Annotated in this window: 25 protein-coding genes; 11 read left to right on the top strand and 14 right to left on the bottom strand. The window is 35.4% G+C overall.

The features are described 5' to 3' along the window. Window positions 1–48: 48 nt before the first annotated feature. A complete protein-coding gene (locus BBH99_RS17300) occupies window positions 49–1,098 on the bottom strand; it encodes a helix-turn-helix transcriptional regulator (RefSeq protein ID WP_066698601.1) in 1,050 nt (349 codons plus the stop codon). Window positions 1,099–1,241: 143 nt separating this feature from the next. On the opposite strand from BBH99_RS17300, the gene BBH99_RS17295 reads away from it, so the two are divergent. From BBH99_RS17295 to BBH99_RS17285, 3 genes are all read left to right on the top strand, one after another. Further along, window positions 1,242–1,667: a hypothetical protein gene (locus BBH99_RS17295; RefSeq protein WP_123873206.1), complete on the top strand. Its 426-nt coding sequence runs from the start codon at window positions 1,242–1,244 to the stop codon at window positions 1,665–1,667. 488 nt (window positions 1,668–2,155) lie between these two features. Then, the gene (locus tag BBH99_RS17290) at window positions 2,156–2,914 is read left to right on the top strand and encodes a response regulator transcription factor (RefSeq protein WP_066698597.1); all 759 of its coding nucleotides are present in this window, start codon (window positions 2,156–2,158) and stop codon (window positions 2,912–2,914) included. Between the two features lie 111 nt (window positions 2,915–3,025). Then, the gene (locus BBH99_RS17285; protein ID WP_066698594.1) at window positions 3,026–4,069 is read left to right on the top strand and encodes a L,D-transpeptidase; all 1,044 of its coding nucleotides are present in this window, start codon (window positions 3,026–3,028) and stop codon (window positions 4,067–4,069) included. On the opposite strand, the gene BBH99_RS17280 is transcribed toward BBH99_RS17285, so the two are convergent. From BBH99_RS17280 to BBH99_RS17270, 3 genes are all read right to left on the bottom strand, one after another. Beyond that, the gene (locus BBH99_RS17280; RefSeq protein WP_066698591.1) at window positions 4,062–4,589 is read right to left on the bottom strand and encodes a hypothetical protein; all 528 of its coding nucleotides are present in this window, start codon (window positions 4,587–4,589) and stop codon (window positions 4,062–4,064) included. The two genes, BBH99_RS17285 and BBH99_RS17280, sit on opposite strands and share 8 nt — an antisense overlap. A 4-nt stretch (window positions 4,590–4,593) precedes the next feature. Beyond that, entirely contained in the window at window positions 4,594–5,919 is a 1,326-nt protein-coding gene (locus BBH99_RS17275) for a PDZ domain-containing protein (protein ID WP_066698588.1), read from the bottom strand. Between the two features lie 121 nt (window positions 5,920–6,040). Beyond that, window positions 6,041–6,679 carry an alpha/beta hydrolase gene (locus BBH99_RS17270; RefSeq protein WP_066698585.1) on the bottom strand — a complete coding sequence of 213 codons (639 nt, stop codon included), beginning with the start codon at window positions 6,677–6,679 and terminating at the stop codon, window positions 6,041–6,043. A 352-nt stretch (window positions 6,680–7,031) separates the two neighbouring features. Here BBH99_RS17270 and BBH99_RS17265 point away from each other — a divergent pair, with 352 nt between their 5' ends. After that, window positions 7,032–7,466: a hypothetical protein gene (locus BBH99_RS17265; protein ID WP_066698583.1), complete on the top strand. Its 435-nt coding sequence runs from the start codon at window positions 7,032–7,034 to the stop codon at window positions 7,464–7,466. A 54-nt stretch (window positions 7,467–7,520) separates the two neighbouring features. Here the strand turns inward: BBH99_RS17265 and BBH99_RS17260 are convergent, their stop codons facing one another. Then, window positions 7,521–8,159 (bottom strand): response regulator transcription factor, encoded by a 639-nt coding sequence (locus tag BBH99_RS17260; protein WP_066698581.1) that lies wholly within the window; start codon window positions 8,157–8,159, stop codon window positions 7,521–7,523. Continuing rightward, entirely contained in the window at window positions 8,149–10,122 is a 1,974-nt protein-coding gene (locus tag BBH99_RS17255) for a tetratricopeptide repeat-containing sensor histidine kinase (protein ID WP_066698579.1), read from the bottom strand. Before BBH99_RS17255 ends, BBH99_RS17260 begins: the two co-directional genes overlap by 11 nt. A gap of 203 nt (window positions 10,123–10,325) precedes the next feature. Between BBH99_RS17255 and BBH99_RS17250 the strand changes: the two genes are divergently transcribed. After that, window positions 10,326–10,748 (top strand): hypothetical protein, encoded by a 423-nt coding sequence (locus BBH99_RS17250; RefSeq protein ID WP_066698577.1) that lies wholly within the window; start codon window positions 10,326–10,328, stop codon window positions 10,746–10,748. Window positions 10,749–10,918: 170 nt separating this feature from the next. Further along, the gene (locus BBH99_RS17245) at window positions 10,919–11,968 is read left to right on the top strand and encodes a fatty acid desaturase (protein WP_083188867.1); all 1,050 of its coding nucleotides are present in this window, start codon (window positions 10,919–10,921) and stop codon (window positions 11,966–11,968) included. A gap of 72 nt (window positions 11,969–12,040) precedes the next feature. On the opposite strand, the gene tyrS is transcribed toward BBH99_RS17245, so the two are convergent. Further along, entirely contained in the window at window positions 12,041–13,336 is a 1,296-nt protein-coding gene (gene tyrS, locus BBH99_RS17240; RefSeq protein ID WP_066698572.1) for a tyrosine--tRNA ligase, read from the bottom strand. Between the two features lie 209 nt (window positions 13,337–13,545). On the opposite strand from tyrS, the gene BBH99_RS17235 reads away from it, so the two are divergent. Beyond that, window positions 13,546–14,106 (top strand): RNA polymerase sigma factor, encoded by a 561-nt coding sequence (locus BBH99_RS17235; RefSeq protein ID WP_066698570.1) that lies wholly within the window; start codon window positions 13,546–13,548, stop codon window positions 14,104–14,106. A 124-nt stretch (window positions 14,107–14,230) separates the two neighbouring features. Here the strand turns inward: BBH99_RS17235 and BBH99_RS17230 are convergent, their stop codons facing one another. Continuing rightward, window positions 14,231–14,860, bottom strand: a complete 630-nt coding sequence (locus BBH99_RS17230; RefSeq protein WP_066698568.1) for a hypothetical protein — start codon at window positions 14,858–14,860, stop codon at window positions 14,231–14,233. Between the two features lie 107 nt (window positions 14,861–14,967). On the opposite strand from BBH99_RS17230, the gene lipA reads away from it, so the two are divergent. Continuing rightward, window positions 14,968–15,834: a lipoyl synthase gene (gene lipA / locus BBH99_RS17225; RefSeq protein ID WP_066698565.1), complete on the top strand. Its 867-nt coding sequence runs from the start codon at window positions 14,968–14,970 to the stop codon at window positions 15,832–15,834. Window positions 15,835–16,140: 306 nt separating this feature from the next. Here lipA and BBH99_RS17220 read toward each other — a convergent pair whose 3' ends face one another. Then, window positions 16,141–17,046: an AraC family transcriptional regulator gene (locus BBH99_RS17220; RefSeq protein WP_066698562.1), complete on the bottom strand. Its 906-nt coding sequence runs from the start codon at window positions 17,044–17,046 to the stop codon at window positions 16,141–16,143. Window positions 17,047–17,221: 175 nt separating this feature from the next. Between BBH99_RS17220 and BBH99_RS17215 the strand changes: the two genes are divergently transcribed. Next, window positions 17,222–18,424 (top strand): MFS transporter, encoded by a 1,203-nt coding sequence (locus BBH99_RS17215; RefSeq protein WP_066698559.1) that lies wholly within the window; start codon window positions 17,222–17,224, stop codon window positions 18,422–18,424. A gap of 118 nt (window positions 18,425–18,542) precedes the next feature. On the opposite strand, the gene BBH99_RS17210 is transcribed toward BBH99_RS17215, so the two are convergent. Further along, entirely contained in the window at window positions 18,543–18,887 is a 345-nt protein-coding gene (locus BBH99_RS17210) for a mannan-binding lectin (RefSeq protein ID WP_066698556.1), read from the bottom strand. 176 nt (window positions 18,888–19,063) lie between these two features. Further along, window positions 19,064–19,444 (bottom strand): SpoIIAA family protein, encoded by a 381-nt coding sequence (locus BBH99_RS17205; protein ID WP_066698554.1) that lies wholly within the window; start codon window positions 19,442–19,444, stop codon window positions 19,064–19,066. A gap of 114 nt (window positions 19,445–19,558) precedes the next feature. On the opposite strand from BBH99_RS17205, the gene BBH99_RS17200 reads away from it, so the two are divergent. Then, complete coding sequence (locus BBH99_RS17200) at window positions 19,559–20,764, top strand: NAD(P)/FAD-dependent oxidoreductase (protein WP_066698552.1); 1,206 nt, start codon at window positions 19,559–19,561, stop codon at window positions 20,762–20,764. Window positions 20,765–20,910: 146 nt separating this feature from the next. Here the strand turns inward: BBH99_RS17200 and BBH99_RS17195 are convergent, their stop codons facing one another. The 3 genes from BBH99_RS17195 to BBH99_RS17185 form a co-directional block, all read right to left on the bottom strand. Further along, window positions 20,911–22,098, bottom strand: a complete 1,188-nt coding sequence (locus tag BBH99_RS17195; RefSeq protein WP_066698550.1) for a VWA domain-containing protein — start codon at window positions 22,096–22,098, stop codon at window positions 20,911–20,913. A gap of 155 nt (window positions 22,099–22,253) precedes the next feature. Further along, complete coding sequence (locus tag BBH99_RS17190; protein WP_066698548.1) at window positions 22,254–22,928, bottom strand: SIMPL domain-containing protein; 675 nt, start codon at window positions 22,926–22,928, stop codon at window positions 22,254–22,256. Window positions 22,929–23,104: 176 nt separating this feature from the next. Next, a complete protein-coding gene (locus BBH99_RS17185; RefSeq protein ID WP_066698539.1) occupies window positions 23,105–24,859 on the bottom strand; it encodes an amidohydrolase family protein in 1,755 nt (584 codons plus the stop codon). A 197-nt stretch (window positions 24,860–25,056) separates the two neighbouring features. On the opposite strand from BBH99_RS17185, the gene BBH99_RS17180 reads away from it, so the two are divergent. After that, window positions 25,057–26,695: tetratricopeptide repeat-containing sensor histidine kinase (locus BBH99_RS17180; RefSeq protein WP_228390831.1), on the top strand; the 1,639-nt coding region annotated here is incomplete at its 3' end.

Genomic DNA, 26,695 nt, shown 5'->3' with positions numbered 1-26,695 from the left:
CGAACTCTGTTGTAAATCAATTAATTACTAATGTTAAATAATTGTAACTTAATGCACAAGCTGGGAAGGTAAACAATCAAATTCCTTTTTGAAATATTTATAAAAAGTAGATTTAGATTTAAAACCACATTGAAAAGCAAGATCAATGACACTGGCAGAAGGATCCTCTGATAAGATCTGCTTAAAATGCTGAATACGGTTTCTATTGGTATATTCGTGGAAATTGGTGTTGAGGTGCTTATTAAAAGTGATGCTTAAATCAGCTTTACTGATCTTTAAATGGCTGGAAAGCTGATCTAATGTAAATTCTTCATCCAGATAAACATGGCTTTCCTGGTAAAAAGTAACAATAGCATGTTGTACTGTATCAAAATCTATTTTTGAAAGATCTTTATATTGGTAAGTTTCCTTAGGAGCTGAAAATTGAAGTGTATTCTGCTGTTCAAGGAGTCTGTACTGGTACGTTAAAATATAAACGTACAAAATCCACCCGAACTGGAAAAGAAACAGCAGGCTGTAGATCTTCTGATAGATGAATGTATTCCAGCCTAAGTAATAAACAGTCCAAAAAACCAATACTCCCAGTAATACATAACCAACTAAATAGCGGAAATTACCGGCCACCGGATGGGTGATCTTTTTACGGTATTTCGTCAGAAAATAAATACAGGCCACAAGGCAGGCTACCCAATAATAACTATAATAGGTAAAATAAGCTTGATAGGATCTGATAGCTATATCTGCCCACGATAGGCCAAAGATTTTTGCGATCAGAGCGATGGCGTGATGAACAATTACTAATGTGAGCGGTGCGATCAGATATTTAAGCTTATCTCTCCATTTTGCATGGATCAGATAAGTGGTAATGTATAAGAAAATAAGTCCTTTGAAAACACGAAGACTTCCCGGAATTTCGTATAAAACAGACTCGTACCCAAATCTTTGGATGATAAAATATTCATATCCCATATCCAATGCAACCACACCAATATACAATAACAGCATATTCAGAACAGATTCTCTGTTTTTGATGAGGTAGAGTAGTAATGTAAGGGTGATAAGTGCCTGTAGTACAACTACCATAATGATATATAACATGATAACTGATATTTTTTCAAAATTATAGATAATATGGGTAGGGTATCTTTAACAAATTATTAAATATCACTCAGGAGATAGATGAGGAGTGTTTTTGTAAAATTGAGCAATTATGGTTATTTTAGCTTTTAAAGCAGAAACTGATGTCAAAAAAGAAGTTCATATTATTATCAATACTGAAAACCTGGTTTTTCTCAACCGTTGTTTCAACCGTCCTTCTCATTGTATTTATGAGATGGACCAGAGAACCGGTAAGTGAACATCCAAGAAATTGTGATATGAGTGGCTTGGCGTATGGTCTTCTGATGATTTGGATTATGCTTTTAAGCATTGCCTCGTTCAGTAGTTTACTTTTATTATTAAAGCAGTTTCAAAGCAAAATGAAAACAGTCCTTTGCTGGTTTTTGTTTCCGATTCTTTTCATTATTTATTATTTTTTTATGATTACGGAAGGGCAGGGGATTAATGGAGAGGATATTCTGTTTTTCCTGATGGCCAACTTTCCCTGGCTTGCTCTTTGGACATTTTTCTATTACAGGTTGATACAAATCAGGCCTAATGGTTCATAAAAAGAAATTGGTGAGTTCAGGTTAATGCCGTAAGGATAAAAAAATTACTGCCTTGTAGGACAGTAATAGTAAAAATCAGTGATATGGTGGGTGATCAGTTTGTAAGCAGAGATTTATACTGTTTAAAAAGGCTGATCGGTGATGTTGCTTATAAATCCGGTCAATTATTTAATATTTAGTCTGAATTAGGTGTCATTGTCTGAGTTATTTTACGATAAAAACTTGACGAATCAACTTATTTGGACCGGAATTTTTGCAACTTCTATATCATGGTTATTGATGACATTGTTTTCTTTTTCTAATTGCTTGTTTAGTACATCTTTCAGACTCGTATTAACAGGAGTATTTCTGAAAAGGGTACAATCATGAAAATCCTTTGCAAATCTATATCACAGCATTTTGAGAATTGCTACACTTTTGTGTAGATTTGTGGTATGAAAGCTAAAAACTATACTTTAGTGTAGTGGTGAGCAACGCTTTTAAAAACTATGGAACAAATTAAAAGGTTTTTTAACGAACAAAATGAGGTCAGTAAAGATGCTGACATTGATTTCAGCCAGGACGGAGAATATCTGGAGGCTGTTAAAGCTCTTGCAAGAACTACATATCAGAGTCTGTATGTTATAAATTATCAGACTAAAGGATTTGAATATGTCTCAGAAAATCCTCTTTTTTTATGTGGGAAAACCTCAGCCGAAGTAAAAGATCTTGGATATGCATTTTATTTTCAGAATGTGAAACCGGAGGATGTAGAAATGCTGATTAAGATTAATGAAGCAGGATTTAAATTTTACGAGAAAATTCCGGTAGAGGATAGAAAGCTATACTATATTTCCTATGATTTTTATCTTATCAATGGGAAGAAGAATATGATTCTGGTTAATCATAAACTCACTCCTATGTTCCTTACAGAAGATGGCCAGGTGTGGAAAGCCCTGTGTGCGGTTTCATTATCCAATAATACCTCTTCCGGAAATGTGGTGCTTAGTAAGGAAGGTTCCGATGAAATCTGGAGATATGATCTTACTGCAGACAAATGGGAAAAAGACGAAAGAATAAAGTTATCTTCCAGAGAACATGAGATCCTGAGTCTGTATGCCAGTGGCTTGACTATCAGTGAAATTGCTCAGAAACTTTTCATTACAGCTGATACGGTAAAATTCCACCGTAAAAAACTTTTCGAGAAAATTGGAGTTAGCAATATTGCAGAGGCTTTATCCTACGCTAAAACCAATAAACTGCTTTAAAAAAATATTGAATTACCGTTTTTTTACGGTATTTTTCAGAATGTCTTTTCAGATTCAAATTTAGGTCTGATATTTGTACTGGGTAGCCAAACTAAATGACCTATTTTATTTATGAAGAACATATCTGTGAAAAAATCATTTCTATACGCCTGCTTATGTGCGGTATTCCTTGTTTCCTGCAAGAAAGAAATAGAAAAGATCAGCGATACTTTTAAAGATACAGTTTCTGCTTCCGAAACCCCTGAGGCAGAAAAAGATTCTATAAAGAAAGATTCAGTACCTGTGGTAAAAAAAGAATCGGTTCCGCCTATGATGCAGGAGAATGGCTTTTATAATGCATTCGTTATTCCAAAAGATAAAAAACTGCGGGATTCTGTATATGCAGAATTTAGTAAAAAATATAACGAGCAGGAACGTACTGCTATTTTAGCGTTAAACAGACTAGACTCTAAAAGCAAATGGAATGCTGATACTTTGGTGGTTCCGGCCAAAATAGACACCACTTTGATGGCATATTCACCATTTCCTATGCAGCTTGATGTATTGAGTGGTGTGAAAAAATTTGTGATCTTCTCATATCCTATTCAAGCTTATGCAGTATATTCCAATGGTAGTCTTATTAAATGGGGACCAACGAGTATGGGGAAAAAATCGGCACAGACTACCAGAGGGCTTACTTTTGCCAACTGGAAAAAGAAACTGTCTATTTCCACAGTAAGCAGCGAATGGAAGCTTCCTTACAACTTTAATATTCATAATATAGGCGGTATCGGATGGCATGAATATACACTTCCGGGATATCCCGCATCACACTCATGTTTAAGACTATTGAGAAAAGATGCCCAGTGGCTGTACTCTTATGCGGATACCTGGATTCTTAATCCTGGTGGTGCTACTACAAAGGCGAGAGGTACAGCGGTAATGGTATTTGGTGATTATAACTGGGGCGGAAGAAGGCCATGGAAAAAGCTTTTAGATGATCCTAATGCCAATAATATCTCTGTAGAAGAACTAACGAAACTATTAGAACCGGATGTTCCTAAAATGCTGAAAGAACAAGCGAACAGGGAAAAAGTGGCTGACTCTATTAAAACTGCCAAAGCAATGGCAGCACCTATTCAGAATGAAAAATCTACTGATACATTGTCTAAATAATCTTTTTTTCAAACTGTAAAGTAGATTCTTCTGCAAACTGTCTTAACTTAAGCATTTCATCTTTTCCTTTATGCTGCCCGAATCTTGCAGCAAGGTAGGTGAGAAGAATAAAAAATAGCATTACAAAAGAAGCGCTCAGTGCCCAAGGGTATTCAGCGCTTTTTATTTGCTTTTCTACGTAATACATGGTAAAAAAGGTCATCCAAAGAATGGAAAAAGAAAAGTAAAGGAACATGAAGAATGTCCAGACTGCGGAACTAGGTCCAAAAACACCTCGTATTACCGTTTCATCATCTTCTATTTCTACACGTAAGGCAAGACGGGGCTTCCAGTAATTGTCATATGCTGTTTCCACCCATATGGTGGCAACCTCTTTATTAATATTACCTGAAAATTCGCTTTTATGTTCAGCAAGATATTTTTTCAGATTTTCTGCATACTCTTCCTTGGTAAGATGAGTAAACATTTTAAATCTCGGCCGGGTTCTTATTCTGTCTAATGTAGTTTCTTCAGTAGTCATATTATTATTCTTGATAAGGAATAGGGTCTTCCAGATTAAAACGGAAAGTGAGTTTTTCCTCTTGTCTTTGAACGATCATGGTAATTGTTCGTCCTTCGGCAGACTTCATCATTTCAAGGATTTTCTCCAGGGTCATATCAGATGTTTTATCTCCATTGATACTGATTACTTTATCATCCTTTTTTAAACCTGCTTCATAAGCCGGTGAATCTTTTCTCACTCCTGCAATCGAAAATATTGGTTTCAGACTAAATTTATATTGAAATGCATCTTTGTATACTTCATTTGAGTTCGTTGTACCGGACAATGGTTGAGTTTCAATTTTAACTTTATCCTGTTGCCATTCCAATCCATCCTGTTTGAAGTCCAGTCCGCTCATATTAAAGTGAAAAGGATCATCAAAGTTTCTGTTTTTCTTCAAATATAGCTTATTGTTAGGATAATCGAAAATGAGGGTAAACCGTCTCATAATTTCACCACCTACAGAGCCTTTTCTGTCTTTTACCAGGTTCACATGCTGAATAGAGTATTCATCAGGCATTGCAGTAAGGGGTTTCTCAAATTTAAAATCCCCAAGGTAAAAATTATGGATTCTGCTTCTTTTGCCATAAATATCCCCATTGAATCCACGGCCAAGAAAATCATCAATATTGGGTCTGTTGTAAACAAAATCTTTGATAAGAGTAGGGAAGAGCCAGATAGCATCACTGTTTCCGAGATCAATCAAAAGCTTTGATTCTTTTTTTTCACGGGTCATTTCTACATCAGCAATAAGATAAGGTTTGTCTTTTTCTATACTGATCGGCATTTCATCAAACTTTCTGATCTTTCTTTTAAGGATATCTCTATTTTCATAGACCGTTATTTTTTTAGAAATATAATCAATAGCTATAGGATGATCTTTGAAAAAATGGTAACCAATAACTCCGTTCACAGGGATTCCTACATGAGAAGAAATATTGAACTCCTCATCAAGGATCACATAAAGAGACATAGAGTTATTGATGATATTATCTCCAATTCTGCCAATATTACGATCCGATTTTAATCCGTCTATACTTAAACTTCCTCCAAGCCCGGAAAATTTTATTTTTTCAACATTGCTTAGTTTTAGTTCTTTATTTTCTAAGCTGAATAAAATGGTTTCCGCAACTCCGGTATCCACCATAAAGGTAAGGTCAGCACCATTTATATTGATAGGTATAAAGATTAAGTTGTTAATAAGCTGAAAAGGAATCACCGCTTTTTGGGTGCTCACTAAGCGGAAAGTATTCTGGGCATGAACAAAAATGCCCAATAATAAACCCAATAAAAGTAGCTTTATTTTCATTTATTGAATTTACTGAATTTATCTTTATTGTAATAAAAAAACATTCCAAATGCAGGAATGTTTGTGTAAACTACAATATAGTCATTGTTTTTATTGAATTTATTTAAAAATAATAATTGACTTATTTTGAGAAAAAATCCATTAAATCCATATAGTTTTTCTGATTGACACCATGTCCGCTCATATATTCTCTGAAGGTAAAATAACAGTTAAGATCATAAAGAAGTTCTGCTGCCTTTCTTCCCCAATCAATCGGGATCACAGCATCATCTGTACCGTGAGATACAAAGAATCTTAATTTTTCCAGTTTCTTCTTGTCTTTCACAATTCCGTCCAGAATTTTCTCCTCTGCATAAGAACTTAAACAGGCAATATTTGTAAATAATTCAGGGTATTTTAATGCCAGTGCATAGCATAATATTCCTCCCTGGCTGAAGCCGCATAAATGTATTTTGCTTTCAGTAAGACCATAATTATTAACTATTTTTAATATGCTTTCCAATACTGCATTTAAAGATTCCTTAGCCTGGGGAATGTCTATATAATTTTCAGGATCATTGAAATTGATATCAAACCATGAATACCCTTCAAACTGAGTATCTTTAGGTGCTCTGAAACTGATGATAATCCAGTCTTTAGGAAGGGTTTCTCTAAAACTGAAAAGGTCCTGCTCATTGCTGCCGTAGCCGTGAAGCATAAAAAGTATAGGAGTAGTAGAGGTAATATTTTCCGGCTCTCTTACTATGTAATCTAAATTCATACAGCAAATATAATTAATAAATTACATTGTAAATTCTAACTTTTACGATTCATATAAAGGAGCTTGAAAATCATTTTAAAAGATCAAAAGTGAGGGTTGGTATTTGTATAAAACACTATAATTGTATTTGTGTTATTGTCGGTTTTTATCAGTATCAAAATAATTCTAGATATAAATATGTTTGATGTTTAATAATTAGATAATTACGTTGTATTATTGGGTTTTTTAACTTGAATTTTGTTTTTGCTGATTTGATATTTTTTATAAAAAAATGTTGTAAAATTTTTATTAAAGATATTTTTATATTAATAAAAAACCTATATTTGGAACATTAAAAAATCTATTTGGAGAAATGAAGCAATTTTACAATTTAAAAAGTTTACTTAGACTTTCTTCTTTATTCGTTTTGTTATTTTCAGTGATTACTGTTGTCAACTCGTGTAAAAAAGATGATGACGATGAATTTCAGGATCATGTGGTTCAATTTGTAGCAAAAGCTACTACAGGATCAGAACTCATTTCTGTGGTCACTCAGGTAGGAACTGCTCAGAATACTATATACAGTACTCCTACTACTCCTTTAAAAGAAGGATGGACGAGCGGAGAAATGTGGGTTAATTCCAGCCAGGCACAGATTAATTTTGCTGCCAATGCAATGTTGCCACAAGATAATTCTGAACTTACAATTACTCTGATGATAGACGGAGAAGTTGTAAGAACTGCTAAAGTTACAGGAAAAGGAGATAACAAGGTTGCAAAGCTTGCTTACAGTTTCCTTGAACCCTAAGTCATCAATAAACTTTATAATATAAAATATAAAACCGCTCCAAGAGCGGTTTTTTTATTTTTCAATCAGATTGTATTCTATGGCTTGATTGACGAGTTCCGTGGAGTTTTTAGCCTGAAATTTCTGAAGGAGATTTTTGCGGTGTGTATCTACAGTAAGAGGACTTAAAAAAAGCTCTTCTGCAATCATATTGCTTGTTTTACCCTGTGCCACAAGATGCAGAATCTGTTTCTCTCTTTTAGTCAGTCTCGGAATTGGAAGTTCATTATGAGAAGGTTTGCTGATAATCTGTTTGGTTTCATTACAAAAAACAATGTCTCCGGATAATGCTCCCTTGATGCAGATGACCAATTCTTCAATGGATGTATTTTTCAGAATGTATCCACTGGCTCCGTTTTGAATAGACTGCATGATGATGCTTCTTTCAGAGCGGTTGCTGAACATAATGACTGCCGTGTCGGGAGAGTTTTTTTTAATTTCCCTGCAAAGCTCAGAACCATTGGTATCAGGTAAAGTGATATCCAAAAGAATAATATCAACCTTATTATTCTTAATAAAATGGATGATCTCCGAGCCTGAAATAAACGTTTCAGGAATATTGAAAGAAGGCTGACTTTTCAGCATCATTTTCAGTCCTTCAATGACAATTGGGTGATCGTCTACAATAACAATATTTATTTTTTCATTCTCCATCTATATTGAGTTCTATATTAATTGTTGTTCCTTGATGGTCTGAGTTGATCTCCATGCTTCCTTTCAGGTAGTCAACTCTGTTCTTTAGGTTAAGAAGTCCCATGCTTTTGGTATTCTGTTCTTTATTGTTTTTAAATCCTTTTCCATTGTCTTCAATGGTGATGAAAAAATCTTTTTCAGATTGGGAACATTGTAATAAAATATTGGTAGCCTCAGCATGTTTGATGGCATTGGCCAATAATTCCTGTGCAATCCTGTAAATATTGAGCTGGATATTTAACGGCAGATTCTTTTCAATGTTGATTGCCTGGAAATCAATTTCGATATCTTTTCTGTTGTAGAACTCACAAAGATCACTCAGGGCGGTTTCCAGTCCGAAATTAAGCAATGATTCAGGCATAAGGTTTCTTGCTACGTGCCGAAGCTCACCTACAGAGTTATCCAGCTGGCCCAGGATTTTATAAAACTCCTGATTGTTCTCAGGATCCAAATGACTGGCAGACCATGTTGAAAAATTAATTTTTACTCCAGCCAGCATTCCTCCTAACCCGTCATGAAGGTCTCTTGCAATACGTTCTCTCTCTCTTTCTTCTCCTTCAAGAATAGCTTTGGTTAAAGACAGCTCTTCTTTTTGTCTGATATCATTAATCTTCTGTTCAGAGATCTTTTTATTTTTTCTAAAGATGATGTATAAGAAGATCAGAAGGCTTACAACTAATAACAAAATAAGGCTTAATCCCCATAAATAAGAGTTTTTCTTATTAACTTCCAGTTCTTTTTGATTCTTTTCAGCGTTTAATGTGGCTATTTTTCTTTCTTTTTCCGCAGCGTTGTACTTGGACTCAATTTTATTGATCTCAAGCTTTACGTTTTCAGTGTTCAAACTGTCATTAAGCTTGGAATATTTCTGTTCCCATGCCAAAGCCTCTTTGGTATTTCCCATCTCTTCATGTAAAGAAGAGAGTTGCTTATAAATGGTTTTTCTGTTATTATGATCAAGGGCAAGGGATTTTTCGGTTAAAATATCCTCTAAAACACCTTTGGCTTCGTTATACCTTTTTAATTTTCTTAAAATGTCATATTTGTTGAAATAAAACATCTGTGCAAGTAGACTCTGATTAAACCTTTTGGCATAGGAAATACCTTTATCAATCACAGATACTGCTTCTGAGTTTCTTTGGGTAGTAATATAATAAAGTGTTTTGCTGTAATAATAAAATGCATTTACTGAAGAATTGGGATAGGGGCTGATGAGTGTTTCTGCTTTATCTAAAAATTTTTTAGCTTCAGTACTTTTAGCCTCATAACAGAAATTATTGGATAAATTTAAATAATTAAAAAACAGTTCTGGAGAATTGGGATAGTATTTTTCAAGAATTTTCAAGGCTTTGGTATTATACTCTTCGGACTTCTTAAATTCTGCATTGTACATAAGGATAACGGCCAGTTGGGTATATAAAAAGCCAAGGCTTTTGCTGTTCTCATATTTTTTAGCCAACGGGATACTTTTTTCAAGAATAGTCTTTACTAAAAAAGGATAGCCTTCCTTATCTTTTTGTGTTACTCCATAGCTGTACCATGCGGCTGCCTGCAGGAGGTCCGACTCTTCATTTTTGAATTTTGAGAGTGCTTTAATAGCCTTTTGATATGAAACAGCTGCTTTTGCTTTATTTCTGTCCAGATCATATTGCGCTTCGTAGAAATCATATTTGGCAGAGAGAAAAGGGTCGTTTTTAATAAATGTTTTTCCACTTTCCAGATATTTTTTACTTACAACAGAATCTATATTCCTGTAATAATTCGACAAAAGGAAATTAGTATTTGCTTTCGCTTTTATAGGTCCATTACTTCCAAGAATGTTTTGTAAACTGTCTAAGTAGGGTTTTTCATCAAGCGGAATCAGTTGCTGCGATTGTACACTAAAAGCCAGGAATAGGGTGAATAGGATCAGTAATCTCTTCATCAGGTATCAGTTCTGGAGAATATATTTTTTATAAACGGTCAATTTAATTAAAAATTTTAGTATAAAAAATACCTGAATTTAGGTAGAAAAAATTACACAATTTTCAGGATTGATAAAGTTTCAGGACTCCAATAGCTTTGCAGGTACGAAATCACTAATCATAGAATATCAAATAAAGTAACTAAAATTTAAACAAAAAGATTATGAAAAAAACAAGAATAAACCAGCTGTTGAAAGGTGCATTTGTAGTGCTTCTTGCTACCGTGTTAATGGGATTTGTAGCTTCTTGTAGTAAAGATGATGACGATACTCCTAACGTAAATGGAGCAGGGAAGAGTCATAAAGTAGTTTTTAAAGCAATAGCTTCTGCGGGAGCTAATATTGATGGAGCGGTATACGGAATTGATAGTAATGCTACAACGGCTTCAAGTCTTAGTGGAACTACATGGTCAAGCCCTGAAGTGACTTCAGAAAAAGGAGCTTACAATGCTAATGTGGTGGTAAATGCAATTGGGGTGGATGCTTCTTCTACTTTAAAGGTTCAGATCTGGGTAGATGGTGAGCTGAAAAAAGAAGGAACTTCCAGTGGCCAGTATTTATCAGCTTCTGCAAGTTATACATTTTAAAAACTAATACTTTCAAAATAATAACGGGCGTTGAGATTTCTCAACGTCCGTTTGTTTGTTGAATATAATGCTATTCATATTGATTTATTAATATATTAATTTTATTTATTGCTGTTTATGGGTGGTTAAATTGTATAATTTCTTATTTTTGATAATAAAATCACCAAATAGTGAAACATCAGGAAAAATCAAGACAGATCAGGAAAGAAATTAATCAATCCTATCAGCAGCTTAAAGAAATGTATCCTCTTTTGAAGAGGCAGGACGGTATTGGCTTTTCAATATTTTTAGTTTCCATTATGATCATTATTACTGTATCTATAGGTTGGTATCAAGAAATTATTCCAACATGGCTGATGATTATAATGAATGCTTTTTTTATGGGAATTCTCCATGAAATTGAACACGATCTTATTCATTGGCTCTATTTTAAAAAACAAAAACCGATACATCATTTTATGCTTTTCAGCGTATGGATTTTGCGTCCATTAACTATTAATCCATGGATCAGACGTACACTACATTACCATCATCATAAATTTTCAGGAACATTGCATGATGTGGAAGAACGTGGGGTAACGAATGGTGAACCCTGGTCGGTTAAACGATTATTTACTACTGCCGATATTGTTTTAGGCGGACTTTTACGTCTAAAACAAATGTTTAAGGATATGGATAGGGAGGTGAAGAACGGAAATCTTAAAGATGAAACATCTTCAACCTTAAAACGAATCACATTTCTGGGCTTAATCCCCCTGACAATTGCTGCTCATGTGATTTTATATTTATTTTTTGCAGATTTACTGCTGCACTGGATTAATGCAAGGTTTATGACCGATTTTAGTTTTCCTTTTTATATTGAAAATGCCTTGAACAGTTTAAATGTAGTGATTTATACCATTCTTTTACCGAATCTGTTGCGACAGTTCTGCTTACATTTTATAACCTCCAATATGCATTATTTCGGTGATGTGGAAGAAGGAAATGTTATGGAACAAACACAGGTACTGAATGTCTGGTGGACTTTTCCAATGCAGGTATTCTGTTTCTTTTTTGGCTGGACGCACAGTATTCATCATTTTGTTGTGAATGAAACCTTTTATGTACGCCATATCGGAAGAAAGCAGGCATGGGAAGTACTGAGGAAATACGGCGTCCGCTTTAATGATCTGGGAACATTCAGAAGAGCCAACCGCTATCGGGAATATTCGAAACCGTAACAGTTCCTAAAATATTATAGAAAAAAGGGCGCCGAGATGAATCTCGGCGCCCTTTTCAATATTGTTTAAAAATTAGATAACTTTTACAATGAAATAGCTTTTCTTCCCTTTTTGAAGCAATAAGAACTTGCCATCAATAAGATCAGTTTCATTGGCTGTAAAAGTATCATTTACTTTTTGCTTGTTTATAGAGATTGCATTGCCTTTAATTTCTCTTTGGGCTTCACTTTTAGATTTCAGGAATCCTGATTTCTCGGAAAGAAGATCTACAATGTTGATGCCTAATACATCAGCTTTTGCAATTTCTTTTTGTGGAACACCATCAAACACTTCAAGGAATGTTTCTTCGTCAAGGCTTACCAGATCTTCAGCAGTAGAACGTCCGAAAAGAATTTCAGAAGCTTTAAGCGCTTTTTCATATTCTTCTCTTCCGTGTACCCAAACCGTTACTTCTTCAGCTAATTTTTTCTGAAGTTTTCTCTCATGGGCTGCTGTCTTATGTTCTTCAATTAAAGATTCAATTTCTTCTTTTCCAAGGAATGTATAGAATTTAATGAATCTTTCAGCATCTTCATCGGTAGCATTCAGCCAGAATTGGTAGAATTTGTATGGAGACGTTTTCTTTTTATCTAACCAATAATTTTCCCCACTTTCAGATTTCCCGAATTTAGAGCCATCTGCCTTTGTAATCAAAGGAACGGTTAAAGCAAATGCTTCACCCTGAGCTTTTCTACGGATTAATTCTGTTCCTGTAGTGATATTTCCCCACTGGTCAGAACCACCCATTTGAAGCTTCACATTATTATTTTGGTATAGGTGAAGGAAATCATATCCTTGAATTAACTGATACGTAAATTCAGTAAAACTCATACCGTCAGCACCGGATTCTCCTGAAAACCTTTTCTTTACAGAATCTTTAGCCATCATATAGTTCACTGTGATGTTCTTCCCAATATTTTTAGCAAAATCAAGGAAAGAAATATTCTTCATCCAGTCGTAGTTGTTAACCAACTCTGCTTTATTAGGCTCATTCCCTGCAAAATCAAGGAATCTTGAAAGTTGGCTTTTCAAACAATCTACATAGTGTAAAAGTGTTTCCTCGTCCAATAGGTTTCTCTCTGCCGATTTTCCGGATGGGTCACCGATCATTCCTGTAGCGCCACCAACCAATGCAATCGGCTTGTGACCGTGCTGCTGGAAGTGTGCTAAAATTTTTATCTGAATAAGACTTCCGATATGTAAAGAATCGGCCGTTGGATCAAAACCAATATATGCAGTAGTTACCTCTTTATTAAGTTGTTCATCGGTTCCAGGCATCATATCAGCAAACAGACCACGCCATTTCAGTTCTTCTATAAAGGAATTCATTGATTTTTTCTTTAAAATTTAACCGTGCAAAGATAATAAATTCAGAAGTATAAAGTCAAAAGCGTAGGAGAGTAAAATGGTAAATGGATTGAAATAGTAAATAAAACTGCAATTTTTCATCATTGACTATTCACTTGCGAAGCAAAATTCACTATTGAGAGCTATTTCAGCATTGCATTTTCAACCCAAATACTCTATATTTGTTATTAATGAACGACGAACAGCTATTTCTGCTCATTCAAAAGGCCAAAGATAAAGATCAGAAGGCCCAGACTAAACTCATCAATGTTTTTTGGGTGGATGTTTTCTCTTTTGTGATGAAAAAAGTGAAAGATGAAAATGATGCCGATGAAATTACCGTGAATGTTTTTTCCAAAGTATTATCGAAACTGGATATGTTCGATCCTCATTTTCAGTTTAAAACCTGGATTCTAACCATTGCTCAGAATACTGTTATCGACTTTTGGAGAAAGAAGAGCCGTGAAAACGAAGACGCTGTTGAAAACCTTGATGAGGTTAAAAACCAATATGCAAAATCTCCCGAAGAACTTCTGATTTCTGAAGAAGAACAAAAGAAAATCATTAAAACTATTGAATCTCTGGATGCCAATTATCAGGACATCATTAAATTGAGATTTTTTGAAGAAAAAAGCATCAAGGAAATAGCCGAAGAGCTGGGAATTTCTGTTGCCAATACAAAAGTTCGTGTGATGCGGGCTAAAAAAGTTCTTGCTGAGCTGCTTAAGAATAATGAGTTTGAAGATAACTGAGAATGTTGTTGGAAAACGCAAAGGCGTAAGAAGTTTTAGTATTATACTGTCTTTATGGCGCAAGGGTTTTATCTCCGATAAAATTGAAATAGAATTAAGGTGCTTTATGATTATTCGTGGCCAATTATATAAAAATTTCCTGCTTTGTTTTGGGTAGTATAATTTTCACACTCCTGTCATTTCTGTTCTGAAGATTGATTTTTATGCCTTTTTTAATGTAGGTTTCCTTTTGAGAAGGTCCATATTCTTTAGTATTGTCAACCTCATTTTTAAAATTAATCTGTCCTGTAGAAAGATTGAAGTCTACAGTTTTGATATAATCTCCCGGCCTTCCGGAGCTTGAAGTATGTCCTATCAATTCAAAATGACCGTTCTGATATCTGTATTTATCCGTATACCCCCATTTCCAGCTGCTGCCACCGAAATGTTCTATAATTAAGATCCCTTTTTCAATCCGTGTTCCTGAATAGGGATCTCCCATAATTCCTCCGGATTCGCTATCAAGAATGGCATTCGTTGATTTTTCAAGAATTTTCCATTTGTCATTTATCTTTTTCAGAATCTGAATCTCCCGGAGATCACCAAGTTCACCGGGATCCTTTGTATTATAGACAATTACTTTTTCCGGAATTTGATCTCCATCAAGGTCTCCATCTACGGTTTGAAGAATGGTAGAGCCTTCCGGCTGAAATTCTTTCTGAGCCCAACAAAAGGTACTGGAAATAAGCGATAAGATGCAGAATATGGTCTTCATAAAATATTTTGAGTTCTGAAATTACAAAATTATATGTTTCATCAATGTCTGTCTTTGATTATTTCGATAAAAAAATCACTAACTTTGAACCTCAATTTGAGAAATAAATGGAAAATTTAGTTCAAGATACTACCGTTCAGAAACCAAAATGGATTCGTGTAAAACTTCCTACCGGGAAAAATTACAGAGAATTAAGGACTTTGGTTGATAAATATAAATTAAACACCATTTGCCAAAGCGGAAGCTGTCCGAATATGGGAGAGTGCTGGGGAGAAGGTACGGCAACGTTCATGATTTTAGGAAATATATGTACAAGAAGCTGTGGATTCTGTGGCGTAAAAACAGGAAAACCGCTTGATGTAAACTGGGATGAACCTGAAAAAGTAGCGCGCTCTATTAAATTAATGAAGATCAAACACGCTGTTCTTACTTCTGTAGACCGTGACGATCTGAAAGATATGGGATCTATCCTTTGGGCAGAAACCGTGAATGCTGTAAGAAGAATTTCTCCGGGAACAACAATGGAGACCCTGATTCCTGATTTCCAGGGAATCACCAAACATATTGACAGATTGGTAGACGTTGCTCCGGAAGTGATCTCTCACAACATGGAAACTGTAAAACGTTTGACCAGAGAAGTGAGAATTCAGGCCAAATATGAAAGAAGCCTTGAAGTTTTAAGATATTTAAAAGAAGCCGGCCAGAGAAGAACCAAAACCGGAGTTATGCTTGGTTTAGGAGAAACTAAAGATGAGGTTTTTCAGACAATCGAAGACATCAGAAATGCCAATGTAGATGTTATCACTCTTGGACAATATCTTCAGCCAACTAAGAAACATCTTCCCGTAAAGAGATTTATTACCCCGGAAGAATTCGATGAGCTTGGAGACTTTGCAAGAAGCTTAGGTTTCAGACACGTTGAAAGTTCACCTCTTGTAAGAAGTTCTTACCACGCAGAAAAACATATTCATTAAGATACAGACCGCTCAGCAATGGGCGGTTTTTTTATAGGTAATAGGTAATAGGTAATAGGTAATAGGTATAGGGGGACGTTAATTAAACATCTTAAACAAATTGATAAGGAATGGCTTCCATCATTCCCATTCTTTGGAGGGGTGGCAAAAATTCAAAGGATTTTTGACGGGGTGGTTTATAAAGATCCAAAATCAAAATTATCCCCAAAACATCTGTGAAAATCCGCGTCATCTGTGGGTAAATAAAAGCAGCCATTTAAGCTCATAAAATAAATCTGCGTTATCTGCAAAATCAGCGAGATATTATCAAAACGATTTATTACAGGAAGATTCCCTGTTAATCACCCCAATTCGCCCATTAATTTCAATAGGCTTGAAATGTTTCTTCTTGAATTCCGAAGGCGTTTCTCCTGTATGCTGTTTAAACAGTTTATTAAAGTAGGAAAGACTTTCAAAACCCACCTGGAAACAAACTTCTGTAACTGAAGAATCCTTTAGCAGAAATATTTTAGCCTGATTGATCCTGTAGTTATTTACAAAATCTGTGAAGGTCATATTGGTCTGCTTTTTAAAATACCGGCAGAAAGCAGGAGTACTTAAACTTACAATCTGGGCAATTTCATTCACATTAGGCTTTTTATCATGATTTTCGTGGATGTAATCGTAGATGGTCCCCATCCTGATCTTATCGTTCAGGAACCATTTGATCCTCGTATCTTCTTTGTTAAGTTCATGCACTTCTGTAGAATTGGCAAGAATCTGTAAGATCTCAAGAAGTCCCATTAGGGATTCAAAAGAGTTTTTTTCTTTGATGATCCTGAGTTTTTCAACAACAGTATTTTTGGTTTCGCCAAAGAATGATAATCCGAGGTAGGATCGCTCTAAAAGGCTTTTGATATTCTCAAACTCAGGAACAGGAAGAATGATCTCCTGAAGGAAATTTTCACGCATTTGCAGGACTAATTGTTTACATTCCGTTTGTATTCCATAATCAAAATTAAGATGGGGAACATTCGCACCAATCAATAGAAGTTCACTGTCTGTAAAACCTGAAATATTCTTTCCCACATGCCGGATTCCATTGGATGCTTCTACATATACCAGCTCTATTTCAGGATGATAATGCCAGAAGAAACAATTTTTCAGGCTGGGAGCAAATATTTTGAAAGATTTCCCCTTTTCAAATTCTATTGTTTCTTTCTGGATCTTCATATTGTCCTGTTTTGATTATTTGTAGAATTAAAATTAAACAAAAAGGTTAATATGGAGCAAATTTTTATCATTCAAAGAGGTGTGAAATCCAATCTTTCTTTCGAATTTTGCACTTTCAAAATAAACATGGGTAACCATTTTTAATTCAATAGGTTAATTCAGAAAAGAAAATACAATGAAGATTGATAAAAGAATAATACCGCTGGCGATTGGCGGTTTGGGAATTGGAACTACAGAGTTTACCGTAATGGGGCTATTGCCGGACATCGCAAAAACATTGGAAATCAGTATTCCCCAAGCAGGACATCTGATTTCTGCCTATGCAATGGGAGTGGTAATAGGAGCACCCATCCTGATCGGATACTCGGTAAAATATCCACCTAAAAAAGTACTGATTGCTTTTATGATCCTGTTTACTTTATTTAACGGGCTTTCTGCCATTGCGCCCAATTACGGAACAATGTTAATCATCAGATTTATGTCCGGGCTTCCTCACGGAGCTTTCTTTGGAGTAGGAACTGTAGTAGCAGCTAAAATGGCAGGAAAAGGGAAGGAAGCCTTTTATATATCAATGATGTTTACAGGACTCACCATAGCCAATCTGGTGATGGTTCCTTTAGTAACCTATATAGGACATACCTTTCATTGGAGATTATATTTTGCTATTGTTGCTTTGATTGGAGTTTTTGCCCTGTTATTTTTAAAACTATGGCTGCCCTCAATGGAGGCTAATCAAAATACCCATTTCCTGGAGGAGCTGAAGTTCCTGCAAAAGAAACAATCGTGGCTGGTATTGGCTATTACGGCCATAGGATTTGGTGGCCTTTTTACCTGGTTGAGCTACATCACTCCTTTAATGACTGTAATTTCCGGAGTTGAAAGCAGTCAGATGGCTTATGTAATGGTTCTTGCAGGAGCCGGAATGGTGGTAGGTAACCTTGCTGGAGGTATTGTTTCAGATAAATTAGGACCTGAAAAAACCTGTGCGCTCCTGATTTTCTTAATGATGATTTCTCTTGTTGGAGTATTTTTACTTTCCGAACACCAGAATATTGCTTTCATATTAACCTTTATGTGTGGAGCTTTATCAATGTCAATTGCTGCACCTATCAATATTATGATGATGAAAGCAGCCCCAAAAAGTGAAATGATGGCAGCAGCTTTTATGCAGGCAGGATTTAACATAGCCAATGCGATGGGGGCTTTCCTTGGAGGAATTCCTTTGGAATATGGATTACCATTCAACTATCCATCGTTAGTAGGAGTGGGGATGACCTTTATTGGATTCGCAATCAGTGTAAGATATATGTACCTGTATGGTTCACAAACAGCAAATGAAGAAAATACAGTGGCAGAATGTGTTTCTTGTGATAAATAGGAGCAAATAGAACATCTACGCAATCTCTCAGCTCTGTGAGAATAAAAAATAAGCTGTCTCAAGTCAAAAATTAACTTTTGAGACAGCTTTTTAAATTAATACATCGAATTTATTCAGACTAGAATTTAAAGACACAGCTGCAAACGCTCATTTTGCCTTCTACAACTGTTGTCCATTGTCCGTTCCATGTGCCTCCATAAGAAGCACAGATCGAAGGGCATATTGCTTTAGCATCTTCATCGCTCCAGATCGGACCTGCTAAAACGTTTAAAGTATATTCCGTACTGCCGGTTGGTTCAGCATTTAATTCAACTTCTATAACGCTCATTTGTCCTTGTACAATGGTATTCCATTGTCCGGTAAATTTTCCTAGATGTGCCGCAGCAATACGTGGTCCTAGTTTTTGTGCTTCGTCGTTGCTCCAAAGTGGTCCTGCAATAATGTTTGTTTTGAATGTTGACATGGTGTAAATTATTTAGTTGGTTAACATTACAAATGTACTCACCATTTTGGGATATAATTACCGTATAATATACCAAATTTACCATTAGGTATTTTTACTTATGTAGTTGATATTGATTGATATATAACAAAAAAAGACTGCCTTTACGACAGTCTTTCATTATTTGGTAAATTCGGTTAAGCTTCTACCTCATTACCGTTTTTACACCAGTAAAGGGCATTATATAAATTTTCTTTTGGAAAAGATTTAAATTCCCCGGGCATCAGAACACTGAAAATATCTGTAAAGTTCTGCACACCCTTTTTATCTGTAACAATGGCTGTCCGATTCCATTTTGTAAGGTTTTTTAATCCCAGCAAGAGGTCTTCAAGCCATGCTCCCATGGTAAATTCATCCAGATCAGTATCCAAATACAGTAAGTAATTCAGCTCACCAAATTGGTCTACTTTCTCTTTTACGCGCGGAATTACCAGTTTTTCAAAATCTTCTTTCGTTACTTCTCCGGTGGCATTAAATGCCGCAACATTCTCCGGAGCTTCTGGAATAATTGTTATCATAGTAAATATTTTATGGTGATTGGAATTAATAAAGTAACAATAATTGAACCATAAATTCATCTGAAATTGTTAAAATAGGTATAAATGTTGTTATTTTTATTGTAAAATATTAATATGGATCTCAAATCAAATGAACCTTTTTGGCTTTTAAAAAACGGGCTTATTGCTACTTATCCTTCTTTAAAATCAGACGAAAACTGCGATGTCCTAATCATAGGAGGTGGGATTACAGGAAGTCTTATTGCCCATCAAATGATAAAAGATGGTTATGAAACAATACTCATTGATAAGCGTGAGCTTTGTAATGGAAGTACTTCTGCTACCACTTCAATGCTGCAGTACGAAATAGATGTTCCTCTGTATGAATTAATAGAAATAATAGGGGAAAAAGGTGCTGTAGCAAGTTATAAGGCATGTTCAGATGCCATTGATACCATTGAAAAGCTTGCCGGAAAAATACGTTCCGAAGCGGGGTTTAAACGTAAAAAATCATTGTATTTTGCCTCAAAAAAGAAAGATGCAGAATGGCTAAAGAAAGAATATGAAGCCAGAAAAAAAGCCGGATTTGAAGTTAAATGGCTCAGTGCAGATCAGATTCTGGAGAAATTTGGATTAGAAAATACCTATGGAGGCATTTTATCCAAGCAGGGAGCCAGTATTGACGCCTTTCAGTTTGCTCATGAACTGTTTAAGCATAATATAAGAAAAGGGCTAAGAATTTTTGATAAAACTGAAATGACGGAAGTAGAATATCATAAAGGTTTTAATAGGGTTACAGTTGACAGCGGTTTTCAGATCAGGGCAAAGAAAATAATCTACTGCATTGGCTATGAAAGTAAAACTTTACTGAAAGAAAATTTTGTTAATCTGAAGAGTACTTATGCTGTAGTTTCTGAGGTAGATAAAGATAAGTTTAAAAATATCACCAGCACTTTAGTCTGGAATACAGATGATCCTTATCTCTACATGAGGACTACTGATGACGGCAGATTATTGATAGGCGGTGGAGATGAAGATTTTTATGATGCCGAAAAACGGGATGCGATTCTCAACAAAAAAGAAAAGGAAATTTTAAAAAACTTAAAGAAAATAAAATCTGATTATCATTTTTATCCTGATTTTGTCTGGGCAGGAACTTTTGGAGAAACAAAAGATGGATTGCCCTATATTGGGGAGCATCCAAAATTCAGAAATTCTTACTTTGTATTAGGTTTTGGTGGAAACGGGATTACTTTTTCAGTAACCGGAATGGAAATGTCTTCTTTGTTTATGAAGGGGAAGAAGCATCTGTTGTCTCAGTATTTTAAATTTGGAAGATAAGAGAGGGACCTTTAACAAAAGTAAGTGTTTTAAAAGATAATATATAAATAAGTACACTTAAGCCCGGAAAATAAATAATTCCCAAACTTAAGTGTACTTTATTACCACAAGATTTTCAGCTTAAAATATTTAACTATTAACCTCTTTTATAGGCTATAACCATTTTTCTTAGCTAATTCCTGTATAGAGCTTTCAATGGCTTTTCCAAGATCATCAGAATCATCACTTCCTCTTTTTTTCATTTCAGCATCAATGTAGGACTGACGCTTTTTAGAGAGTTCTTCAATTTCTCTCTGGATCTTTTCCCGCTCTGCTGATTTCATAGACACCGCTTTTTTTATTTCCTCTTTGCTTTTTCCCTTCAGTTCATCAGGAAGTTCGCTTGGTTTCATATTGGTAATGAAACTGTCATCCTTTTCAGCTTTGTCTACCAGATCCCAATGCTCGTTTTTGTAAGCATTCTTCTTAGATTTGGAAACCGTTCTTTCTACCAGATTGGAAACCGATTGTACTTCTGCATTTTTATCCTGGGTAATTTGCTTCATTTTATATTCAGAGCCATGGTTTCCATAATAAATGTAAGTGTCATTAAGTTTGGAATTACACTCAGAAATCCTGATATCATAGGGCGTTTCAATATAGATCACTTTTTTATCACTGTCAATGTTGAAATATTTCCCACCTCCTGTTGTTGCCCCATTTTGCCATAATCCCTGAATTCCTTCTTCCCGGCTTCCGCAGTAAATGGTATTGGTATAAATATTTTTATTCTTTGCTTTTGAGATAACGTCTTTATAGTCAATTTTTCCCTGATTGAACGGTTCATTACCTGCAATATAAATTAGTTTCATACTTTTTTCATTACCATCCCAATTCAGATTGGCAGAAGCATCCCGGATAACAGCCCCGCAATATTCACTGCCTCCATTAGTTCTTAAGGCAAATAGTTTTTCAGAAACGAGATCAAGATCCTGGGTGAGCGGAGTAACCTGGCGGATGTAGTTTTCATCACGGATGCCATCATTTCCATATTCATATAGAGCAATTTCAACTTGCGGAGTCTGTCCGTTATACTTCAATGAGGTTAGTGTATTGACAATGTTCCAGAGTCTCGATTTTGCCTGTTCAATTAACCCATCCATACTGTTAGAAGTATCAAGTAAAAGAGCAACCTGGATTTTATTATCCTTTGATATATTATTTAAAGGGGATATGGAAGCATTTTGTACCGTTAACTCTGTACTTTTAAGATCATTTTTTGAGCAGCTGATGGCCGGGTTGGTTCCTGAGTTTAAAAAAGCTGCTGCAACGGCTAAGATTTTTAAAGTTGTCATATTATTATTTTTTATAGGTTATCTGTTGTGATATTGGATCTGCATATCTTTCTAATATTTTTCACAGCCTCCGAAATTGATGTTTTGTTCAAAGAATGCGTCCTGTTTTTGATCAGGGCTTTCTCTAAGGAGGCTGATAAATCACTTTTGGTCTTTTAAAGGATCTCGTATCTTGTTTTGATACTGTATTTCAGTTTGATATTTTCGATGTTGTCAAAAGAAAAATCTACCGCAGCATCTGCCATTTCAAGCTGTACATTGCTCATTCTGCTTTTGTAGGCAACAGGCATCACCATGTCACTGGTATAATCTTCAATTTCTACGATTTCAAGAACATTACCCACTTTTTTACCCATGCTCTCCAACAGATAATCTGCCTTTTCTCTTGCCGCTTTTAAAGCATTGATCTTTACTGCTTTTCTGAAATCTGCAATCTTGGTGTTCTTTACCTCTGATATGCTCAGGCTGCTTACCCATTTCTGGTTCAGGTCTTCAAAAATTTTGCTGAGGTTTGATTTGGCATTCGCTTTAAAAACATAATTCTTAGAAAACTTTCCGTTTTTGGCGTAAATGTTCTGGTATGAAGACTTAAACTTGATATCTTCATTCTTTACTCCTGCATTCTTAAGGATATCGAGCATCTTCTTTTCATTATCTGCCAGATCATTTTTGTTATCTCCTTTTATTCCGATGCTGAAGGTCACTTCATCCGGTTCTACTTCCATTTCAGCAACACCTGTTACTTCAATTCCATTTTTCTTTACTTCCTGAGCGTTTACAAAACCTCCCAGCGTTACAATTCCGATTAATAAAAAATGTTTCAATTTCATAATTTCTTGTTTTTACTTTTAAATTCTGATGTAAAATTAGTTTGATCTGAAACTGAAAACCGGGAGACTTGGTGAAAGAAGACTTTCACTTGGTGGATACGTAAAAAAAAGACAGTTCGTATAGAAACTGTCTTTTATAAAGTAGATTTTATATTCGTGAACGGGAAAGATAATAGTTAATAAAGGAAATATACCTTTGAAATTTTATGGTCTTTGATTTCATAAATCGCAGTAGCTTCTATCTTCTGACCAGATTTTAATCCGGAAACACTTTCCTTGTCAATAACCGTATTATGATTAATGATTCTCTGCTTTATCTCACAATGCAGGTCCGGCACCTTTTTAAATAGTGCTTCATATGTTTTTCTCATACTTTCTTTACCTTTACTTATCAAAGTATTGGGAAATGAATAGATTTCAACATCTTCCGCATAGGGTTCAAGAAAAGCATCTATATTTCGTGCATTATAGCCATTTACCTGCTGCTGTACAAGTATCTCAGGGGTAATCTTCAGTATTTTATGAGGATCGAACGTCTTGCCGTTCTTGATGACAGTTTCAATTTTGGTTAAATGGTTCAGATCTTCAATGGGATTGGCATTAAGAAGAACAAGATCCGCGGTTTTTCCAGCTTCAATACTGCCATATTGCGCCTCTTTATTAAGGATTTTTGCCGGGTTAATTGTGGCTGACTGCAGAATCTGCCAGTTGCTCAGTCCACTTTTTTTCATCGCATTGAGTTCATCCATAAAAGAAGAGGCATGCTGGGTTCCTATATTTCCTGCATCTGTACCAGCTGCAATTGTTACCCCTCCATCTGCAAGCCTTTTTAAATTGACCCCCCGGATAGAATCCACTTTGGAAACATAAGTTTTGATCTGTTGTGAATTAAATCTTACCTTATATTTTTTAATCCATGTTGAATCAGCAGTCTCTTCCAGATGCTTCAGATCGTAGATTGAACCAATACTTTTCGGATTGGAGTTTTCCAGTTCATAGGTGTTGTAATGCTTCTTTTGGCCATAGGTATCATAATAGTTGTCAAATACAGTCAGGGTAGGACAAAGGACTATTTTTCTGGATTTTAAAAGTTTTATAAAATCATCAGAAACTATTTCATCTTCGATATTATGAACCAGATAATCCGCTCCGTTCAGAACTGCTGTTTCGGCTGTAAAACGTTGTGTGGCATGAACGGCAACTTTTAAATTGTTCTTATGGGATTCCTCAATAATGGTTTTAATCACAGGCTCGAGCTTTTTAGTCTGCTCTTTTGCTTTTTGAGGATCTTTTTCCAGTATAATGTACCATATTTTGATAAAGTCGGGCTTATATGGAAGCTGTTCCTGAACATACTTTTTTGCATCTTCAACAGTTAGTGCCAGTTTAAAAGGTTCGTCTTTATCAAGATTTTTAAAGACTTCCGGTTCATATGTCGTGATAAGAGGGCCTGACATATATACAGAAGGAAGGTCATCTTTCTTTTTTAAGGAATCCCGGAGTGTAAGAAAATTATAGGTAGCTCCGGGATCAATTACAGAAGTAATTCCTGACCGCAGATAATATTGAAGGAAATTCTCCATATGATGATGTGCCCAGCTGATTTCCTGCTCATAGGGAACATGTTTTGTCAGATTAAGTGCATCGGGTCTTGTGTACAATCCACCACTCTGAAAAAAATGGATATGCGAATCAGTCATTCCAGGAATGAGATATTTTCCTTCACCATTGATAATTTGGGAGTTTTGAGGGATTTTTACCTGTTTATTGGATTTAATAGCAGTAATAACACCATTAGTAATGATCACAGTTTGGTTAGGAATCATTTTTTTATGGATAACATCAGCTATGTTAACATTTTGAATATAAGTCTGTGCTTTGATCCCACCAAAGCAACAAACCAAAGCCAATAGGAAGTGAAATTTTTTCATGGTCTCTTTTAAGTGAAGTACAAATATACATAAAGCCTTATTCGATCGAACCAAAAACTGTAAACGATTTTAAAATACAGTTGGTTACCAGGTAAATATAGAGAAAGGCAAACTTGGTGAAATTGTATTTTGACTTGGTGAAGGATAGAAGCTGATCAATAAAGTTTTGCTTACTTTGCAGTAAAGATTTGAAATCCGTGAAATTAGTTTTTAAAATACTGTTTATTACAATATTGATGGTGGGAAATTACTTCTCAGCACAGGATACTACGAAGGTCTCGCAGGCACTTAAGTCTGTGGCTAAACTGAAAAAAGCAGTAGATAAAAATGATAATAAAGGGGTTGCTGATGCTTATGTTGGGATGGCTAATGATTATTACAGTCAGGGGAATTATGCTAAAAGCGAAGAGTATCTTATCAAAGCTAAAAATCTTTATCAGAATCTTAATGATAAGAAAAATCTGGAAATAGTTACCCGAAGATTAGCTCAATCTCAGGAGAGACAAAATAAAATTACCCCGGCTATCAGCAATTACAATATGGCCGCAGAGATTTCTTATAGTACAAAAAGCAGGGCCGTTAATTCAAATGATGCGGCAAGGCTTTCTTCTCCTGCGCCTGAAGTGAGGGCAGAAGCCATTCAGAATAATATCAATTTAAGCAAAAAGGAAAATGAGCAGGCTGATGTTGCCGCGGGCTACAGTCAATTGGCAGATATCAATATTCAGCAGAAAGATGTTGCCAAAGCTGAAGAAAACCTCAATGCAGCCTATAGAATATCTAAAAAAGAAGCTCCTCAGCAGGCTCTGGAAATTAATCAGAAGCTGGCCAATCTGTATGTTGAAAATAAAAACTTTGATAAAGCCATTGAAGCCAAGAAAAAGGTTTTAAAGGAAGATTTTGTAAAGGAAAATTCACAGGAGAAAGTTAATCAGATTCAGGAGCTGGCCGATATTTATATTAAAAAGAATGATCCTAAAGAAGCGGTAGATCTTTTGAAAAATGCCTACGGAATTGCTTTGGATAAAGGCCACACGCTGGAAGCTCAGAAAAGCGTGAAAAAACTGGATAGTTTGTATGCTATTTCAGGAAATGTTGATGCTTCCGTTCAGCTGTACAGAGACTTTCTGGGGAAACTTCCGAATCTGGTTTCCAAAGACAGAAGTTTGGTAGACAATAAGATTCTGGAAGATACCGAGCAGAGGATTTCTCAGTTGGAAAAGGAAAAAGAATTAAAGGATGAGCTTATCCGTAAAAAAAATGTATTTAATTATGGATTGATCGGAGCTCTGATTGTGTTGATCGGTTTGGTTATTTTTATTTTCAGAACGCTGAAGAAAGTTCAGATCAAAAATAAAAAGATTGTCCTTCAGTCTCTCAGAAGAGAAATGAATCCACATTTTATTTTCAATAGCTTAAATAGTGTCAATCATTTTATAGCGACTAATAATGAACTGGAAGCCAACCAGTATCTCACCAAGTTCTCCAAGTTGATGCGAGGTGTGATGGAAAACTCTACCGATGATTTTATTCCTTTTCAACAGGAATTAGATCTTCTTCAAAATTATCTGGCATTAGAAAAAACACGTTTTGCAGATAAATTCGATTACGAAATTGATGTAGATGAAAGCCTGAATCTCCAAAGTCTTCAGGTTCCTGGCATGCTTGTACAGCCTTTCCTGGAAAATGCCATCTGGCACGGACTGCGCTATAGAACAGAAAAAGGATTTTTAAAATTAAGTTTTGAGAAAAGTGAACAGCACCTGAATATCATTATTGAAGATAACGGAATAGGTATTGAAGAAAGTAAAAAACAGAAAACCCAGCATCAGAAAA

Source organism: Chryseobacterium contaminans, from assembly GCF_001684955.1.
Lineage (GTDB): Bacteria > Bacteroidota > Bacteroidia > Flavobacteriales > Weeksellaceae > Chryseobacterium > Chryseobacterium contaminans.
Note: the sequence above shows the minus strand (reverse complement) of the source record. Positions and strands in the feature narration are given on the sequence as shown.